The organism is Micromonospora sp. WMMD734, assembly GCF_049178975.1.
GTDB lineage: Bacteria > Actinomycetota > Actinomycetes > Mycobacteriales > Micromonosporaceae > Micromonospora > Micromonospora wenchangensis.
This window is the reverse complement of sequence record NZ_JBMHMK010000001.1, coordinates 4,069,133-4,086,436: the sequence shown is the minus strand read 5'-3', so window position 1 is coordinate 4,086,436 and position 17,304 is coordinate 4,069,133. Positions and strand designations below refer to the sequence as shown.

Sequence of the window (17,304 nt, the reverse complement as noted above, 5' to 3'; positions counted from 1 at the left end):
GGGGTGGTGGCGGCGGTGGTGGCCGGGGCACGACATCATGTGGTGCAGCGCCGAAGTCGGGCGCAGGCCGCATCATGTAGGTCGGCAGACGAACGACAGGGGTGAGGTACCGGTGGACCCGCTCGATCGCATCGACGAACTGATCGGCGTGCTGGAGCAGGCGCGCTCCGTCCCGATGTCGCGCAACAACTGCATGGTCGACCGGGGCGAGATGATCGCCGCTCTCGACGAGATGCGCGCCGACCTCCCCGCCGACCTGCGCCGCGCCGCCGCCCTGCTGGAGGAGCGGGACAAGATCATGGAGGCCGGTAAGCGGGAGGCCGACCGGATCATCAGCGAGGGTGAGGCGGAACACGCCCGGCTGGTCTCGGTGAACGAGATCACCGTCTCCGCCGAGCACGAGGGGGCCCGGATCATCGCCGAGGCCCGCGCCGAGGCGCAGCGGCTGCGCGAGGAGGTCGACGACTACGTCGACACCGCGCTGGCGAACTTCGAGCAGTTCCTCACCCGGGCGCTGGCCTCGATCGAGCGCGGGCGGGACAAGATGCACGCGCTGCGGGAGATCGGCACCTTCGGTGGGGACGAGGCGGAACGCCCGTTACCCTTCTGAGCGGCACCTCATCCCACCGACGGACGGGTCGGGCGTCGCCCCCGGTTCGACGACCCGGCGGTCGCCCAGGTAACCTTTTTTGTCGGCCTCTCACCGGCCGGAGTCTGACTATGCCCAAACACTCGCCTTCATCACTCAACCCCAGGGCGCCGCTGGTCCTCGACACGAGGGACCTGCCGCGTCGCCCTGGCGCGTTGCGTACGCATCGGCGGGTCGTGCCGGCACCGGCGGACCTCGGCGTGGAGTTGATCGGCGTGCCGGAGGGCGCGGACCTCGACCTCGACCTGAGGTTGGAGTCGGTGTCCGAGGGCGTGCTCGTCTCCGGGACCGTGACCGGTCCCGTCCAGGGCGAGTGCGGTCGTTGCCTGCGCGCGATCGACTACTCGTTGACCGTGAACGTCCAGGAGCTGTACGCGTACGAGAACAGCACCACGGACATCACGACCGACGAGGACGAGGTGGGCCGGATGCAGGACGATCTGATCGACCTGGAGCCGGCGCTGCGGGACGCGGTGGTGCTCACGCTGCCGACCAACCCGCTCTGCCGGGAGGACTGCCCGGGACTGTGCCCCGAATGCGGGGTGCACCGGGACGATCTGCCGGCCGATCACAGCCACCAGCAGATCGACCCGCGTTGGGCGAGCCTGTCGCAACTGAACCGTACAGAGGAGTAGGAACCGTGGCCGTCCCCAAGCGCAAGATGTCGCGCAGCAACACCCGGTCCCGCCGGGCGAACTGGAAGGCGGCTGTGGTCGCGACCGTGGCCTGCCCGCAGTGCAAGTCCCCCAAGCTGCCGCACGCGGCGTGCTCCGTCTGCGGCACGTACAACGGCCGCCAGGTCCTCGAGGTCTGACCTGGACGCCGAGTGACACCCCCGACCACAGGTCGGGTGGCGCGCGCACCCCGGCGATCGCCCGGTGCTCCGGCCCCCTCCGATGCCGTCCGGCCTGATCCGGCCGGCGCGACGAGGGGGCCGGGCACCGCGCGGATCGCCGTTGACCTCCTCGGCGGGGACGATGCTCCCGCCGTCGTGGTTGACGGCGCTCTGCGGGCGGTGCGGGCCGACCCGGACCTGCACCTGCTGCTCGTCGGCCCGACCGAGGTCGCGGCCGGGATCGTCGACGCCCTGACCCCGGCGCAACGGACCCGGATCACCATCCGCGCCACCGGTACCGCCGCCGGGCCGACCGAGCACACGCCCCGCGCCGACAGCACCGTCCGGGCCGCCGTCTCCGCCGTCCGCGACGGCGCCGCCGACGCGCTCGTCTCCGCCGGGTCCACCGGCGCCACCGTCTCCGCCGCCGCCCTCGGCTTCGGCCGCTGGCCCGACGTGCGCCGGCCCGCGCTGGTGGCGACGCTCCCGGCCGTCTCCGGCCCGGTGGTGCTGCTCGACGTCGGCGGCTCGCTGGAACCCCGCCCGGCCACCCTGGCCCGGCACGCCGTGCTCGGCGCGGCCTACGCCGCCGTCGCCCACGCCGTCGCCGCCCCCCGGGTCGGCCTGCTCTCGGTCGGCACCGAGGCCGGCAAGGGGGACCGCCCGCGCCGCACCGCCGACCCCCTGCTCGCCGCCACCGCGCTGCCCGGCGACGCCCGCTACGTCGGCCTGGTCGAGGGGTACGACGTGACGTCCGGCATCCGCGCCGACGTGGTGGTCACCGACGGCTTCACCGGCAACATCCTGCTCAAGGCCATCGAGGGGGCGTACGCGATGGCCGGGGGCCCACCGGCCAGCGGCGGGGCGCCGCGGGCGGCGGCCCTGCTCGGGGTCGCCGGGACGGTGGTGGTCTGCCACGGCGCGGCCACCCCGGACGACGTCGCCTCCGGTATCGCCCTGGCCGCCCACCTCTGGCGTCGCCGGGCCACCGACCAGGTCCGGGAGCAGGTCGCGCTCGTTCCCGCAGACGATGGAACAGACCCGGAGCGGGAGGACGCCCCCACCCGTTCCGCCGCCGACCGGGTCCACGGGGTGGCCGTGGACAGCGGACCCGCGCCGGCCGACCCGGCGGTCCAGAACGCACCCGTCGCCCGGCACGCGGGTCATCCGCCCGCGTACCCCGGCGGGACCGAAGCAGAGGTAGGAACATGAGCAACGACAAGCGGCGGCGTGCACCCGTCAGCCACCTGGAGGCGGCGTTCGGGGTGACACTCGACGCCGAGCTGCTGGAGCGGGCCCTGACCCACCGGTCGTACGCGTACGAGAACGGCGGGCTGCCCACCAACGAGCGGTTGGAGTTCCTCGGCGACTCGGTGCTCGGTGTAGTGATCACCACGGCGCTGTTCCGTAACCACCCCGACCTGCCCGAGGGGCAACTGGCCAAGCTGCGGGCCAGCGTGGTCAACATGCGTGCCCTGGCCGACGTGGCCCGGGGCCTCGGCCCGGACGGGCTCGGCGCCTACCTGCTGCTCGGCAAGGGCGAGGAGACCACCGGCGGGCGGGACAAGGCGAGCATCCTGGCCGACACCCTGGAGGCGCTGCTCGGCGCGATCTACCTCCAGCACGGGCTGGACACCGCGGCGGTCGTCATCCACCGGCTGTTCGATCCGCTGATGGCCGAGTCGGCGGGCCGGGGCGCGGCGCTGGACTGGAAGACCAGCCTCCAGGAGTTGACCGCCGCGCTGGGCCTGGGGGTGCCCGAGTACCGGATCGAGGGCACCGGCCCGGACCACCTGAAGACCTTCACCGCCTGGGTGGTGGTGGCCGGCAACCGCTACGGCGGGTCGGAGGGGCGCAGCAAGAAGGAGGCCGAGCAGCGGGCCGCCGAGGCGGCCTGGCGGGAACTCACCGCCCAGGCCGAGCAGGACCGGGCCGGCACCGGGCCGGCCGACGCCGACGCCGACGCCGACGCGTCGCCCGGGTCCACCGGCGATAGCCCGACCGGGTCCAGCGGCGACGGCACGGTGGGGGCCGACGGCGACGGACCGGCCGCCGACGCGGCGGTGCCGGCGGGGGACGAAACCGCCGAGGCGGGACTGGGCCGTGCCTGAACTGCCCGAGGTCGAGACCGTACGGCAGGGGCTGGCCCAGTGGGTCACCGGCCGGCGGATCGCGACGGTGGAGGTGCGTCACCCCCGGGCCGTGCGACGGCACCTGCCCGGCGCGGCGCACTTCGCCGACGTGCTGGCCGGCCGGACGGTGACCGACGTGCGGCGGCGCGGCAAGTACCTCTGGCTACCACTGGACAGCGGTGACGCGCTCGTCGGCCACCTGGGCATGTCGGGGCAGTTGCTGCTCCAGCCGGCCGAGGCGGCCGACGAACTGCACCTGCGGGTCCGGTTCCGGTTCGCCGACGACGGCCCGCAACTGCGCTTCGTCGACCAGCGGACGTTCGGCGGGCTCGCGGTCAGCGAGGGCGGCGCCGAACTGCCCGCCGAGATCGCCCACATCGCCCGCGACCCGATGGACCCGGAGTTCTCCGACGCCGGGTTCGTCGCCGCCCTGCGCCGCAGGCGTACCGAGGTCAAGCGGGCCCTGCTGGACCAGACGCTGCTGTCCGGGGTGGGCAACATCTACGCCGACGAGGCCCTGTGGCGGGCCCGGCTGCACGGTGCCCGCCCGACCGACGCGGTGACCGCCCCCGCTGCGGGCCGGCTGCTCGGGCACGTGCGGGACGTCCTCGGCGAGGCGATCACGCAGGGCGGCACCAGCTTCGACGACCTGTACGTCAACGTCAACGGGGAGAGCGGCTACTTCGACAGGTCGCTGAACGTCTACGGCCGGGAGGGTGAGCCCTGCCGGCGGTGCGGCGCGCCGATCCGTCGGGAGGCGTTCATGAACCGGTCGTCGTACAGCTGCCCCCGCTGTCAGCCCCGGCCCCGGGGTGCCCTCAGGGGCTGACCCCGATCCGGTTCGGGGTTGCGCCGGTGTGCCGCGCCGCCGCCACCCCGGGACGCCGCCGGATTTTCCCCGATCCACCCGATCGGTCGTCCCGGTCGGCCCGGCCCGACCGCTCCCGCGTCCTCGGGGGCGGGCCGGGGCCGTTCCCCGATGTGCCCCGGCGTCGCCGTCCCTAGCGTCAGCACGGTCGGCAGGGCGCCGGCGGGAAGGGGGCCCGACTCAGATGGGCGGCAGACCGGTGACGGTGCGGTTGGCACGGTGGAGCGCGGAGCACCCGTGGCGCGCGATCGCGCTCTGGGTGGTTTTCGTGGCGGTGTGTTTCGTCGGGGGCAACGCCGCCGGCCTGAACGAGGCCACCCAGGCCGACCAGGCGATCGGCGAGTCCGGTCACGCCGACGTGATCGTCACCTCGGGCGAGTTCACCGACCCGGCGGTGGAGAACATCCTGATCACCCCGCGTACCGGCACCCTGGACCGGGCCGCCGCGCAGGCCGCGGCGACCGACGCGGCCGACCGGCTGCGGCAGGTCACCGGGGTGGCGTCGGTGGGCGAGCCGGTGCCGTCGGCCGACGGTGCCGCGCTGCTGGTGCCGGTCACCATGGCCGGTGACCCGGAGACCGCCGCCGACCGGGTGCAGCCGCTGCGTGACGCCACCGCCGGGGTCCAGACCGCCCACCCGCAGCTGCGGATCGAGCAGGTCGGTGGGCCGTCGATCAACCAGGCGCTGGACGACACCCTGGGCCGGGACTTCAAGCGGGCCGAGCTGCTCAGCCTGCCGGTCACCCTGGCCATCCTGATCGTCGCGTTCGGCGCGCTGATCGCCGCCGGGGTGCCGGTGCTGCTGGCGCTCTCCTCGGTGGCCGCCGCGATGGGACTGTCCACCCTCGCCTCCCACCTGGTGCCCGCCACCGACACCACCTCCAGCGTGATCCTGCTGATCGGGATGGCCGTCGGGGTGGACTACTCGCTGTTCTACGTCCGACGGGAACGGGAGGAACGGGCCAAGGGCCGGTCCGGGCTGGACGCGGTGGAGATCGCCGCCGAGACGTCCGGGCACGCCGTGGTCGTCTCCGGCTTCGCGGTGATCATCTCGATGGCCGGCCTGATGCTCGCCGACGACGTGGTCTTCTCCTCCCTCGCCGTCGGTTCGATCCTGGTGGTGGCCGTCGCGGTGACCGGTTCGCTGACCGTGCTGCCGGCGCTGCTGGCCAAGCTGGGCCGCTGGGTGGACCGGCCCCGGGTGCCGCTGCTGTGGCGGCTCACCGCCCCCCGCGCCGGGCGGCACGGGCAGCCGGCCCGGCCCCGGTTCTGGCCGGCGGTGCTGCGGCCCGCGCTGCGCGCACCCCGGGCCACCCTGATCGTCTCGGTGGGGCTGCTGCTCGCCCTGGCCGCTCCGGCCCTCGGCATGAAGCTGAAGTTCCCCGGCATGGAGGACCTGCCCCGGACCACCCCGGCCATGCAGGCGTACGACCGTTTGACCGCCGCCTTCCCGAGCACCGGCACCAGCCACACGGTCGCCGTACGGGCCCCCGCCGAGCAGGCCGACCGGGTGCGGGCCGCGCTGACCGGGCTGGCCCGTACCGCCGCCGCCGACCCGCTGTTCGCCCCGGCCGAGGCGGACGGCCCGAAGATCGAGGTGTCGGCGGACCGCCGGGTGTCCGTGCTGGAGGTGGCCACCCCGTACGCCAGCCGGGACGACCGGGCGGTGCGTTCCCTGCACGAACTCCGCGACGACCTGCTGCCGGCCGCGCTGCGCGGCATCCCCGGCGTCGAGTACGCCGTGGGCGGCGGGGTCGCCGCCAGCGAGGACTACGCCCGGCACATCAAGGAGAAGCTGCCCCTGGTGATGGCGTTCGTGCTGGCGCTGACCTTCCTGGTGATGACCTGGACGTTCCGGTCGGTGGTGGTCGCCCTGACCTCGATCCTGCTCAACCTGCTCTCCGCCGGGGCCGCCTACGGCCTGCTGGTGCTGGTCTTCCAGGGCGAGTGGGCGCAGGACCTGCTCGGTTTCACCTCGATGGGGGCGATCGTCTCCTGGCTACCGCTGTTCCTGTTCGTGGTGCTCTTCGGGCTCTCGATGGACTACCACGTCTTCGTGGTCAGCCGGATCAGGGAGGGCATCCGCGCCGGCCGGTCCAACGCCGACGCGGTCGCCTACGGCATCACCTCCTCGGCCGGGGTGGTGACCAGCGCGGCGATCGTGATGGTCGGGGTGTTCGCGATCTTCGCCTCGCTCAGCACGATCGACATGAAGCAGCTCGGCATCGGGCTGGCGGCGGCGATCCTGCTGGACGCCACGATCATCCGGGCGGTGGTGCTGCCGTCGGTGATGACCCTGCTCGGCGAGGCCAACTGGTGGGCCCCCCGCTTCCTGCGCCGCCGCGACCGGCAGGCCGCCACCCCGCCGGCCGAACCGACGCCGGAGCTGGTCGGGGCACACTGACCGGCCGACCGACCCGCCGCCGGTGGCCGCCCGCCCGGGTGGTGCAGCGCCGTGACCGGCGGCACGGGTGACCCGGACCGCACCGCGCGGTCCGGGTCACCGCGGTGTGCCGGGGACCGGCCCGCCGACGCCGGGACAGGGCACCCGCCAGGCGTCCAGCTGCCGGTGCTTGCGGATCGAGGCGAAGCCGTAGCCGGTGCTGGTCACGCAGAACTGCTCCGGGTCACCGGCGTACTCGACGTGGAACACCGGTTTGTGTGCGTCGGCGAAGGGGAGCAGCCGGGCGCAGCGGCGCAACCTGACGCACTCCTGGTCGACCGCGAAGTCGAAGTCCGGGGCCAGGGCGGCCACCTGATCGACGTCGCCGACCAGGCCGGGGGAGAGGTCCAGGGAGCGGGCCAGCCCGGCCACCCGTCGGTTGAACAGCAACTGGTCGTCGAAGCCGAGCGGGAAACCCGACCGGTGGGCGTACCCGTCGGCGTCGATGAGGGCCACCGCGCCGAACCCCTTGCCCCGGCAGAGCCGGAACCGGTCGGCCAGGACGGCTCGCAGCAGGTCCCACCGCCTGACGTCCACCCACCGGGTGCCGGGCCGTCCGGCGGCACCGCCGCGCACCGCCGCCGGGTAGCGGTCGGCGTCCGGGTCCGTGCCGGCGTACGTCCCGACGGGCACGTGACAGATCAGCCGCCGGTCACGCCGACGTAGTTCCCCGGTCTCGGCGGTGCTCACCCGGACCGGGTCGAGCAGCACGACGTCGGCGTCGACGGTGGTGTCGACCGGGCCGGTGAGCTGCCACTGCCACCGCCACTGCCGGGCCACGCCGGTCGGCCACGGGGTCGGTGCACCGGGCGGTCCGAGGTCGGGACGGCAGGCGTACACCGGGGTCAGCAGGGCGAGCGCCAGCGTGGCCGGCAGCACCCGGCGAGCCGGGTGGTGGCGCGGCGGCCGGGTGGGCAGGGGTGACCCGCCGCGCGTCGCGGACGCTGACGGCCGGATGCGCATCGGCGGCTCCCGGGTCCCGTGCGGTACGCCGCACGCCTCACCCCGTCAAACGAGAAGCCCCCGGCGACGACGCGGTCACGTCGTCGCCGGGGGCCGGCCGTCCCCGGTCAGCGCGGGGCGGCGAAGTCCTGCGTCCAGTACGGCCCGTTGCCGTTGGCCACCCCGACGCCGATCTCGGTGAACGCGCAGTTGAGGATGTTGGCCCGGTGACCGGAACTGTTCATCCAGGCGTCCATCACCGCGGCCGGGGTCTGCTGGTTCCAGGCGACGTTCTCGCCGTAGGTGCGCCAGGCGTAGCCGGCCCGGTCCAGCCGCTGCCCGGCGTTGCTGCCGTCGCTGCCGGTGTGCGTCATGGTCTCGTGGTCGGCCTGGTCCTGGCTGTGCTGCTGGGCGGCGAGGGTCAGTTTGGCGTCCACCGTGACCGCCGCGCAGCCGGCCTTGGCCCGCTCGGCGTTGACCAGGTCGACGACCTGCTGGGCCTGGCTGCCCCCACCGCCGCCGCTGGCCGCCGCCCGGGTGGTGGTGGGGGCGGCCGGGGCCACGGTGCCGGAGCCGCCCCGGGCGGTCTGCCGCGACGCCGCCTGGGTCCGGCTCGGGGTGGGCGTCGGGGTGGCGGTCCGGCTCGGCGACGGGCTCGCCGACGTCGGTGCCGGGCTCGGCGACGCGCTGGGGGAGGCCGGGGCACTGGTGTCCGGGGCGGTGTCCGGGATGACCGGCGCGGTGGCCACCGGCTCGTCGAGGGCGGCCCGGTCGGCGTTGCCGTCGTCGTCGGGCAGCAGCAGCGCGCCCATGCCGAGGCTCACCACCAGGGTCGCCGCCGCGGCGGCCCCACCGATCAGCACCGGACGCTTCAGCCGGCGACGCGGCCGGCCGGGGCCGGTGGGTGTCGGCCGGCCGTCGCCGGTGGGTGTCGTCGGTCCGCCGGCCGGCACGACCGCCGAGGCAAGCACGGTGGCGTTCCGGTCGGCAGGCCCGGAACCGGCTCCGCTCAGGTACGCCTGCCGCCCGTCCGCTCCGCCCACCCAGGGCCCGTCCTGCTCGGTGGCCGGGTGCGTGTCCCCGCCCCACGTCCCGGCCGGTTCGCCCTGCCATTGCCCGGTCTGCTCGTCCTGCCACCGGTCGGCCGGCTCACCGTGGGTGTCCTGCCAGCGGTCGGCGGCATCGCCGTGCCACGGCCCGGCCTGCTCGCCACCCCACGTCCCGGCCGGCTCGCCGTGCCACCGGTCGGCGTGCCCGCCCTGCGTGTCCGGCCACCGGTCGGCGTGCCCGCCCTGCCAGCCACCGGCCGGTTCGCCCTGCCACTGCCCGTCGGATTCGCCCTGCCACTGCCCGGTCGGCGTGTCCTGCCACGAACCGGCGTGCCCGCCCTGCGTGGGACCGGTCTGGTCAGCCTGCCAGCGGTCGGTCCGGTCGTCCTGCCAGGTCCCGGTCGGTTCGTCCTGCCGACGGTCGGTCCGGTCGGTGGCCGGCCACTGCTCGGCGGCCGCTGCGGTCCACCGGCCGGTCGGCTCGTCGCGCCACCGGTCCGCCGGCTCGTTCCGCCACGTTCCGGTCGGTTCCGCCGGGTGCTGGCCGGGTGCCGCGTCGGTCCGGTGGTCACCGGCGGGGGGCGGTCCGGCGGCCCAGCGGTCGGGTCCACCCGCGAAGCGCCCGGCGGAGGTGCCGGCCGGGTCGGGGCCGGTCCGATCCGGGCCGTCCGGCGTCGGGTCGTCACCGAAGAGGTACGCCGAGCGGGGCTCGGGACGGTCGGTCAGCCAGGCCGGGTCGTCCGTCGACGGCTGCGGCCGTCGGTATGCGGCGTCCGGGTCGTTCGGATCGGTCCAGCCGTACACGCCTGTCGCCTCCACGGGTCGCTTGCGGGCCGGGGTGACGCTACGGCGGCCACGGAACAGCGGCAATGTGGCTAAGGAAGAGTTAAGGCGGGGCGACCGTTCAGGGTCACCGTACCCGGCGGGGGAGGCGTAGAGTCAAGAAGTCCGGACAGAGAGTGTCCGAGCCTTGCGGCCCCCTCGGCAAGTGCACAGGGCAGACGTGGAGATGATCTACGGCCTGCGAGAACTTGACGAACGAGGGGTTGTCGCTCAATATGTAGGTGTCGCCAGTCGCGCCCAGCCACGCCCGGATTCCGATGGCCTGGTAGTAGTCGCGAACACGAAATGGGCGCGCGTTGGCCGGCTTTTCCGGCAGCGCATATCAAGGAGTCAGCATGGCGAAGGCCCTCTACGGCCACGTAGGTGCAGCGCCCGACCGGCGTCTGCTCGACGAGGTCACCCGACTGCGTTCCAGGGTCCAGGCCCTGGAGTTCGAGATCACGCGCCTGCGTGCCGACAACGATCGGCTCGCGGCGGCTGCGGCGGAGGTGGACGACCTCCTCCGGCTGGCCGAGCCGGCGCTCACCTGATCCTCGGCATCGCAGAAAACTGAACAGCACCACCGCGAAAAAGCGCGCCGACACTTTTGTGCCGGCGCGCAGTGCTGTCCGCCACATTTCTACCGCCCACCAATTCGCGATCTTGCGAACCGATGTGGCGTGGCGCACTCCGATCAATTCCACCCCCGAGTGCGCGGTGCGACCGGGGATGCCGGGGCGGGTCGCGTGCCGGTCACCGCGTACCCACGGGTTAGTCTGCGGGTTCATCAGGTCCGCGCAGCCCGCGATGCCTGCGGTGGCCACCGGACGAGGATCGGACAGGTGCATCTCAAGAGTCTGACGGTGAAGGGGTTCAAGTCCTTCGCCTCCGCCACGACGCTGAAGCTGGAGCCCGGGATCACCTGCGTGGTGGGCCCGAACGGCTCCGGCAAGTCCAACGTCGTCGACGCGATCGCCTGGGTGCTGGGCGAGCAGGGTGCCAAGGCGCTGCGCGGCGGCAAGATGGAGGACGTCATCTTCGCCGGCACCGCCGGTCGGGCGCCGCTGGGCCGGGCCGAGGTCACCCTCACCATCGACAACACCGACGGCGCGCTGCCGATCGAGTACACCGAGGTCTCCATCACCCGCCGGATGTTCCGCTCCGGCGAGAGCGAGTACGAGATCAACGGCGACTCGTGCCGGCTGCTCGACATCCAGGAGCTGCTCAGCGACTCCGGCATCGGCCGGGAGATGCACATCATCGTCGGTCAGGGCCGGCTGGACGGCATGCTGCACGCCAAGCCGGAGGACCGCCGCTCGTTCATCGAGGAGGCGGCCGGCGTCCTCAAGCACCGCAAGCGCAAGGAGAAGGCGCTGCGGAAGCTCGACGCGATGCAGACGAACCTCAACCGGCTGACCGACCTCACCGCCGAGCTGCGCCGTCAGCTCAAGCCGCTGGGGCGACAGGCCGAGGTGGCCCGCCGGGCCGCCGCCATCCAGGCCAACCTGCGCGACGCCCGGCTCCGGCTGCTCGCCGACGACCTGCACACCCTGCGGGTCACCCTGGACAAGGAGATCGCCGACGAGACGGCGCTGCGGGAGCGGCGCGAACAGATCGAGGGTGAGCACGTCGAGGTCCAGGGCCGCCTCGGTGAGCTGGAGGCGGCGCTGGCCGAGGATGCGCCGCTGCTCGCCGCCGCCCAGGATACCTGGTACAAGCTCTCCGCCCTGTCCGAACGGTTCCGCTCGGTGGAGCAACTGGCCCGGGAGCGGCTGCGTCACCTCAGCGCCACCGGCGACGACGAGCGCCCCGGCCGCGACCCCGACCAGCTGGAGGCCGAGTCGCAGCGGGTCCGCGAGCAGGAGGAGGAGCTGCGCGCGGCGCTCACCGACGACCAGATCCGGCTCGCCGAGGCCGTCGAGCACCGGCAGGAGCTGGAACGGCAGCTCGCCGCCGCCGAGCGGGAACTGGTCGCCGCCGCCAAGGCGATCGCCGACCGGCGGGAGGGGCTGGCCCGGCTGACCGGGCAGGTGAACTCGGCGCAGGCGCGGACCACCAGCGCCGGTGAGGAGATCGACCGGCTCGCCGCCGCCCACGCCGACGCGCTGGCCCGCGCCGACCAGGCCCAGGCCGAGCTGGACGCGGTCGCCGAACAGTCCACCGAGGCCGACCGGGACAACGCCGAACTCGACGACCGGCACGCCGAGGCGGTGGCCGCCCACGAGCGGGCGCAGGCCACCGTCCGGGCGCTGGCCGACACCGAGCGGGCCGCCGAGAAGGACGCCGCGACGTGGAAGGCCCGCGAGGAGGCGCTCGCCCTGGGGCTGCGCCGCAAGGACGGTGCCGGGGCGCTGCTCGCCCGCGCCGACGAGGTGCCCGGTCTGCTGGGCAGCCTGGCCGGGTTGCTCACCGTCGCCGCCGGCCACGAGGCCGCGCTCGCCGCCGCGCTCGGCGGGCTGGCCGACGCGGTCGCGGTCACCGGGGTCGACGAGGCCGTCGAGGCGATGCGGCTGCTGAAGATCTCCGACGCCGGCCGGGCCGGCCTGCTGGTCGGCAGCCCCGCCGGCCCCGGCATGACCGGCTCCGCCGACGCGCTGCGCCCCCGGCTGCCGGAGACCGCCAGATGGGCGCCCGACCTGGTGGAGTGCGCCCCCGAGCTGCGTCCCGCCGTGCACCGGGCGCTGCGCGACGTGGCGCTGGTCGACGACCTCGCCGCCGCCGCCGAGCTGGTCGCCGGCAACCCGGAGCTGCGCGCGGTCACCCCGGACGGTGACGTGGTCGGGGCGTACGCGGCGGCCGGCGGGTCGGCCAAGGCGGCCAGCTTCATCGAGGTGCAGGCCGCCGTGGAGGAGGCCCGCACCAACCGGCACACCGCTGAGCGGACGGCCGCCGAGCTGCGCGAACAACTCGTCGACGCCCGGGCCGAGGTGACTGCGGCCAAGGAGGCGGTGCAGCACGCCGCCGCCGCGAAGCGGGAAGCGGAGAGCCACCGCAACGCCGCCGCCCGCCGGCTGGCCGAGCTGGGCGCGGCGGCCCGGTCGGCGAAGGCGGAGACCGACCGGCTCGGCGAGAGCCGGTCCCGCGCCGAGGCGGCCCGGGAACGTGACCTGGCCGCCCTCGCCGAGCTGGCGGAACGGCTGCGGCTGGCCGAGGACACCCCGATCGACGCGGAACCCTCCACCGAGGAACGGGACCAACTCGCCGCGATGGTGCCCCGGGCCCGGCAGAACGAGATGGAGGTCCGCCTCGCGGTGCGTACCGCCGAGGAGCGGGTGGCCTCGATCGCCGGCCGGGCCGACTCGCTGGCCCGGCAGGCCACCGCCGAGCGGGCGGCCCGGGAGCGGGCGGCGGCCCGGCGGGCGGCCCGGACCCGGGGCGCGGCGATCGCCCGCGCCGTGGTCGGCGGTGCCCGCGAGGCGCTGACCCGGCTCGGCACCTCCATCGCGCGGGCCGAGGAGCACCGCGACGCGGTCGCCCGCGAACGCGCCGCCCGGGAGGCCGAACTCCAGGAGGTACGCGGCGCGGCGAAGCGGCTCGGCGCGGAGCTGGAGCGGCTGACCAGCCAGGTGCACCGGGACGAGGTGGCCCGGGCCGAGCAGCGGTTGCGCATCGAGCAGTTGGAGGCCAAGGCCGCCGAGGACTTCGGCCTGGACGTGGAGACCCTGGTCGCCGAGTACGGCCCGACCCAGCCCGTCCCGCCGACCCCGGTGGACGTGGCGGCGGCCGAACGCGACGGCCTGCCGGTGCCCGAGCCGGTCCGCTATGAGCGGCCGGTGCAGGAGAAGCGGGCCGCCAAGGCGGAACGGGAGTTGGCCCTGCTCGGCAAGGTCAACCCGCTCGCGCTGGAGGAGTTCGCCGCTTTGGAGGAGCGCTTCAAGTTTCTCTCCGAGCAGCTGGAGGACCTCAAGGCCACCCGCCGTGACCTGCTCACCGTGGTCAAGGATGTGGACGAGCGCATCCTGGAGGTCTTCGCCAGCGCGTTCGAAGACACCGCCCGCGAGTTCGAGCAGGTCTTCACGGTGCTGTTCCCCGGCGGCGAGGGCCGGTTGATCCTCACCGAGCCGGACGACCTGCTCACCACCGGCGTGGAGGTGGAGGCCCGGCCGCCCGGCAAGAAGATCAAACGGCTGTCGCTGCTCTCCGGCGGCGAACGGTCGCTGACCGCCGTGGCGATGCTGGTGGCGATCTTCCGGGCCCGGCCCAGCCCGTTCTACATCATGGACGAGGTGGAGGCGGCCCTCGACGACGTGAACCTGGGCCGGTTGATCACCCTGCTGGCCCAGTTGCGGGAGAAGAGCCAGCTGATCGTCATCACCCACCAGAAACGGACCATGGAGATCGCCGACGCGCTCTACGGCGTGACCATGCGCAGCGGGGTCACCCAGGTGATCAGCCAACGGCTCAACCGGACCGACGCCGAGCGGTCCGACGGACACGAGGAGAATCACTAGTGGCACGGGAACGGCCGACGGCGCTCCTGCTCGACTTCGACGGCGTGCTGCGGCACTGGGACCCGGCGGTGGCCGCCGGCGTCGAACGGGAGTACGGCCTCGCCGCCGGGGTGCTCGGCGAGATCGCCATGCACTGGGGGCGGCTGCAACCGGTGCTGACCGGGCAGGTCAGCCACGCCGACTGGATGTCCAGTGTGGCCGACGCGCTGAGCGAGTCGGTCGGCCCGGAGCGGGCGCGGGCGGCGGTCGAGCAGTGGCAGCGCTACCGGGGCGAGGTCGACGCCGACGTGCTGGCCCTCGTCCGCGCGGCGCGGGCCGGTGGCGTCCGGGTCGGTCTCGGTACCAACGCCACCGACCTGCTCGACACCGACCTCGCCGAGCTGGGTCTGGTCGGCGAGCTGGACGTGGTGGTCAACTCCTCGGTGGTCGGGGTGCACAAGCCGGCGAAGGAGTACTTCCAGGCCGCCTGTGCCGCCCTGGAGACCCCGCCCGCCCGGGTGCTCTTCGTCGACGACGAGGACTGGGCGGTCCGGGGGGCGCGGGCGGCGGGGCTGTCGGCGTACCGGTGGAGCGGGCCGGAGGGTCTGCGCTACCTGCGGGCGGCGCTGGGGCTCTGACCCCGGGCGGGCGGGTCACTCGTCGCTGATGATGTCGGACTGTTCATGCTGCCGCCAGTACGTCAAGGCGTCGGTGGCGTCCGCGGTGAGCCGATGGTCCGATCCGAACACCCGCAGGCAGGTGGCGAGCAGCTCCTCCAGGGCTTCGGTGGCACCCTGCGGGTCTCCCGTGCAGCCCTGCCACCAGGCCAGGTTCCGGTGCGCGGTCAGCGTTAGTGGATGTTCGACGCCGAGAATCCGGGTGTAGTCCGCGATCAGGGTCCGGGTCTCGGTAACGGCGGCGGCGTGATCTCCGGATGCGCCGAGCTGGAAGGCCAGGCCGCTGCGGGCTTTCAGGGTGACGTGGTGTTCGGGACCCAGTAGCCGCCGGCAGTCGGCGAGCAGTTCACGGAGTGCGACGACTGCCTCGGCATGTTCACCCGCCTCTCCCTGTAGCCAGGCCAGGCTTCCTCGGGTGTTCAGCGTCTCCGGATGGTCTGGGCCGTTCACGCGGAGCCGGTCGGCGAGGACCTCGGCGGTGGCTTCGGCGGCACCGGCGGGGTCGCCCGCCTCCCCCCGCCAGAAGGCGATGTTGTGCCGGGTGGTCAGGGTGAGGTGGGCGTCCGGGCCGAGCACCCGGACGCAGTCGGCAGTCAGCGTGGTGAACTCCTCCGCAGCCCTGGCGGCATCTCCGGCCCGCCCCTGGTAGAAGGCGTGCAGCAGGCGGAATGCGAGAGTGGCGGTATGGTCCGGCCCGTTCAGCCGGGCGGAGTCGGCGATGGCCTGCTCCGAGCCGGCGCAGGCGGCCCGGACCAGTCCAGCTTCCCCCAGGCTGCTGTAGAGGCGGATCAACACGTCGTGCAGGTCGTTGGCGAGCAGCAGGTCGCCGACGTGGTCGTGCAGCGCTACGGCGTTGGCCCGGAACGCCTGACTCACGGCGGGACGGGTCTCGGTCTCGGGCCACCGGCTCAGCAGCGCGCCGGCGGCGACCCGGGTGATCCGGGCGAGTTGCTTCTCGACGAGTTGGTCGCGTGTGGCGCGCTGCACCAGTGCATGCGCCCGCAGGGCACCCCCATGCGGATCGTGCGTGATCAGGTTGAGCCGGTGCAGGTTGTGCAGGGCTCGATCCACGTCGTCGACATCTGTCGTAACCGCGCCGTCGGCCCCGCGGGCGTCGGAGAGGTAGGCCAGGACGGGCGCGGTGGTGAGCAGCGCGGTGGGGACACCGTTGGGGTCGAGCAGCGCGACGAGGTTCAGCACCGGCCGGGCCAGGCCGGTGGGAACCGCCGCGTCCGCGACGTCGATAGACAGCGACCAGGTTGCCGCAACCGTCGCCCGGTGGTCGTCGGGGAGGGCGTCCGGCTGGGGCACCAACTCGTCGAGCCGCCGCCGGCGGTCGGTGAGTAGCCGGCGGTAGCCGGCGCAGTCGAGCCCCCGGTCCCGGATGAAGGCGGCGGCCTGGGCGACGGCCAGCGGCAGATGGCCGAGATCGGCGGCGAGTTGTCCGGCCTCGGCCAGCCGGCCCGGGTCGGCGATGGCCCGGTGCAGATAACCTGCGGCCTCGACCTCGCTGAAGAGCCCCACCTCGACCAGGACGCGTCCCTCGGCGGCGAGGACGGCGTCGCGTCGGCGGGTGGTGACGATCGTGCGCCCGTGGCGGTTGTCGGGCGGCCACCAGCCGGCCGCATGGGCCGGTGTGTCGAGGTTGTCCAGCACCACCAGCCAGCGGTGGTCGGTGCGTTCGCACCAGTTCAGCAGCGTCGAGGCGGCCTGCTCCGGGTCCACGGTCGGATCGACCAGGTGGAGTTGCCGGGCCGCCTGGGCGTAACCGGCGAGGATGGCGTCCCGGCTGATGGCGGTGATCCAGACCAGCAGGTCGAGTTCGCCGGTGTGGGCCAGCCGCCGGGCGAACTGGGCCGCGAGTTGGGTCTTGCCGACACCGCCCATACCGGAGAGCACCTGGGTGAGCACCGCGGTGCGACTGGTCCGGGCGACGCGGGTCAGGTCCAGCTGCGCGCGTCGGTCCTGGAACCAGGATGCGGACTGCGGCACTCGTCCGACCTGCACCAGACGGCCGGTCGCCGGTGCGCGGTCGGATCGGCCGACGCGCAGGGCCTGTACGGCGGCGACGGTGCCGACCAGGGAGAACACCGCGCTGATGATGCCGGCGATCCAGCCGGCCTGCTCGGTGCCGGCCCAGCCGGGGCGCAGCGTTGTGCCATCGGCGGGACGACGGAGCAGCACGATGGCCACGGCGGCGGCCAGCAACGCCGCCACCAACAGCACCACCACCCGCCTGCCGGGCGGGCGGCGGCGGAAGACCTCACCCATGTCTCCATCATCCGGTGTGGACGCACGCCGCTCATCGGCGCTGCGGAGCGCTGCTGCCATCTCGCGGACGGTGATGGTCGGTCATCCGGTCACGACGGGTGTCCGCGGGCCGCGATCGGGTGCCGTGCCCACGGGCGGAGAGCGGTCAGGGGACCACGGTCGTCGGGGTGCACAAGGCCGGCCAGG

At 74.0% G+C, this 17,304-nt stretch carries 12 protein-coding genes and 1 pseudogene; 10 read left to right on the top strand and 3 right to left on the bottom strand.

All coding sequences use genetic code 11. The features are described 5' to 3' along the window. Nucleotides 1-112 precede the first annotated feature (112 nt). From ACN267_RS17305 to ACN267_RS17275, 7 genes and pseudogenes are all read left to right on the top strand, one after another. Complete coding sequence (locus tag ACN267_RS17305; protein ID WP_204956848.1) at nucleotides 113-610, top strand: hypothetical protein; 498 nt, start codon at nucleotides 113-115, stop codon at nucleotides 608-610. 110 nt (nucleotides 611-720) lie between these two features. After that, nucleotides 721-1,284: a YceD family protein gene (locus tag ACN267_RS17300; RefSeq protein ID WP_204956849.1), complete on the top strand. Its 564-nt coding sequence runs from the start codon at nucleotides 721-723 to the stop codon at nucleotides 1,282-1,284. A 5-nt stretch (nucleotides 1,285-1,289) separates the two neighbouring features. Then, nucleotides 1,290-1,463, top strand: a complete 174-nt coding sequence (gene rpmF, locus ACN267_RS17295) for a 50S ribosomal protein L32 (RefSeq protein WP_088646032.1) — start codon at nucleotides 1,290-1,292, stop codon at nucleotides 1,461-1,463. Nucleotides 1,464-1,598: 135 nt separating this feature from the next. Then, nucleotides 1,599-2,549: pseudogene (locus ACN267_RS17290) on the top strand (phosphate acyltransferase PlsX); the annotation flags it as partial. 143 nt (nucleotides 2,550-2,692) lie between these two features. Continuing rightward, nucleotides 2,693-3,595, top strand: a complete 903-nt coding sequence (gene rnc, locus ACN267_RS17285) for a ribonuclease III (RefSeq protein WP_239484641.1) — start codon at nucleotides 2,693-2,695, stop codon at nucleotides 3,593-3,595. Beyond that, a complete protein-coding gene (gene mutM, locus ACN267_RS17280) occupies nucleotides 3,588-4,445 on the top strand; it encodes a bifunctional DNA-formamidopyrimidine glycosylase/DNA-(apurinic or apyrimidinic site) lyase (protein ID WP_204956850.1) in 858 nt (285 codons plus the stop codon). The genes rnc and mutM overlap by 8 nt, the downstream gene beginning before the upstream one ends. 223 nt (nucleotides 4,446-4,668) lie before the next feature. After that, entirely contained in the window at nucleotides 4,669-6,888 is a 2,220-nt protein-coding gene (locus ACN267_RS17275; protein ID WP_421489131.1) for an MMPL family transporter, read from the top strand. A gap of 96 nt (nucleotides 6,889-6,984) precedes the next feature. On the opposite strand, the gene ACN267_RS17270 is transcribed toward ACN267_RS17275, so the two are convergent. Together ACN267_RS17270 and ACN267_RS17265 are read right to left on the bottom strand one after the other, a co-directional pair. Then, entirely contained in the window at nucleotides 6,985-7,890 is a 906-nt protein-coding gene (locus tag ACN267_RS17270) for an endo alpha-1,4 polygalactosaminidase (RefSeq protein WP_421489130.1), read from the bottom strand. A gap of 107 nt (nucleotides 7,891-7,997) precedes the next feature. Continuing rightward, nucleotides 7,998-9,788: a CAP domain-containing protein gene (locus tag ACN267_RS17265; protein ID WP_421489129.1), complete on the bottom strand. Its 1,791-nt coding sequence runs from the start codon at nucleotides 9,786-9,788 to the stop codon at nucleotides 7,998-8,000. A 308-nt stretch (nucleotides 9,789-10,096) separates the two neighbouring features. Here ACN267_RS17265 and ACN267_RS17260 point away from each other — a divergent pair, with 308 nt between their 5' ends. The 3 genes from ACN267_RS17260 (at nucleotide 10,097) to ACN267_RS17250 (ending at nucleotide 14,808) form a co-directional block, all read left to right on the top strand. Continuing rightward, nucleotides 10,097-10,291, top strand: coding sequence for a hypothetical protein (locus ACN267_RS17260; protein ID WP_067305353.1), 195 nt, complete (start codon nucleotides 10,097-10,099; stop codon nucleotides 10,289-10,291). Nucleotides 10,292-10,582: 291 nt separating this feature from the next. After that, on the top strand, nucleotides 10,583-14,191 hold the full coding sequence (gene smc, locus ACN267_RS17255) for a chromosome segregation protein SMC (RefSeq protein WP_204956853.1): 3,609 nt from the start codon (nucleotides 10,583-10,585) through the stop codon (nucleotides 14,189-14,191). Further along, the gene (locus ACN267_RS17250) at nucleotides 14,191-14,808 is read left to right on the top strand and encodes an HAD family hydrolase (protein ID WP_204956854.1); all 618 of its coding nucleotides are present in this window, start codon (nucleotides 14,191-14,193) and stop codon (nucleotides 14,806-14,808) included. The genes smc and ACN267_RS17250 overlap by 1 nt, the downstream gene beginning before the upstream one ends. Before the next feature lie 15 nt (nucleotides 14,809-14,823). Here ACN267_RS17250 and ACN267_RS17245 read toward each other — a convergent pair whose 3' ends face one another. Continuing rightward, nucleotides 14,824-17,118 carry a tetratricopeptide repeat protein gene (locus ACN267_RS17245; RefSeq protein ID WP_421489128.1) on the bottom strand — a complete coding sequence of 765 codons (2,295 nt, stop codon included), beginning with the start codon at nucleotides 17,116-17,118 and terminating at the stop codon, nucleotides 14,824-14,826. Nucleotides 17,119-17,304 lie beyond the last annotated feature (186 nt).

Bases quoted from the DNA above. Each gene is read 5' to 3' on its own strand.
- ACN267_RS17260 (WP_067305353.1), top strand. From the start codon at position 10,097: ATGGCGAAGGCCCTCTACGGCCACGTAGGTGCAGCGCCCGACCGGCGT.
- rnc (WP_239484641.1), top strand. From the start codon at position 2,693: ATGAGCAACGACAAGCGGCGGCGTGCACCCGTCAGCCACCTGGAGGCG.
- ACN267_RS17275 (WP_421489131.1), top strand. From the start codon at position 4,669: ATGGGCGGCAGACCGGTGACGGTGCGGTTGGCACGGTGGAGCGCGGAG.
- ACN267_RS17270 (WP_421489130.1), bottom strand. From the start codon at position 7,890: ATGCGCATCCGGCCGTCAGCGTCCGCGACGCGCGGCGGGTCACCCCTG.
- ACN267_RS17300 (WP_204956849.1), top strand. From the start codon at position 721: ATGCCCAAACACTCGCCTTCATCACTCAACCCCAGGGCGCCGCTGGTC.
- ACN267_RS17245 (WP_421489128.1), bottom strand. From the start codon at position 17,118: ATGGGTGAGGTCTTCCGCCGCCGCCCGCCCGGCAGGCGGGTGGTGGTG.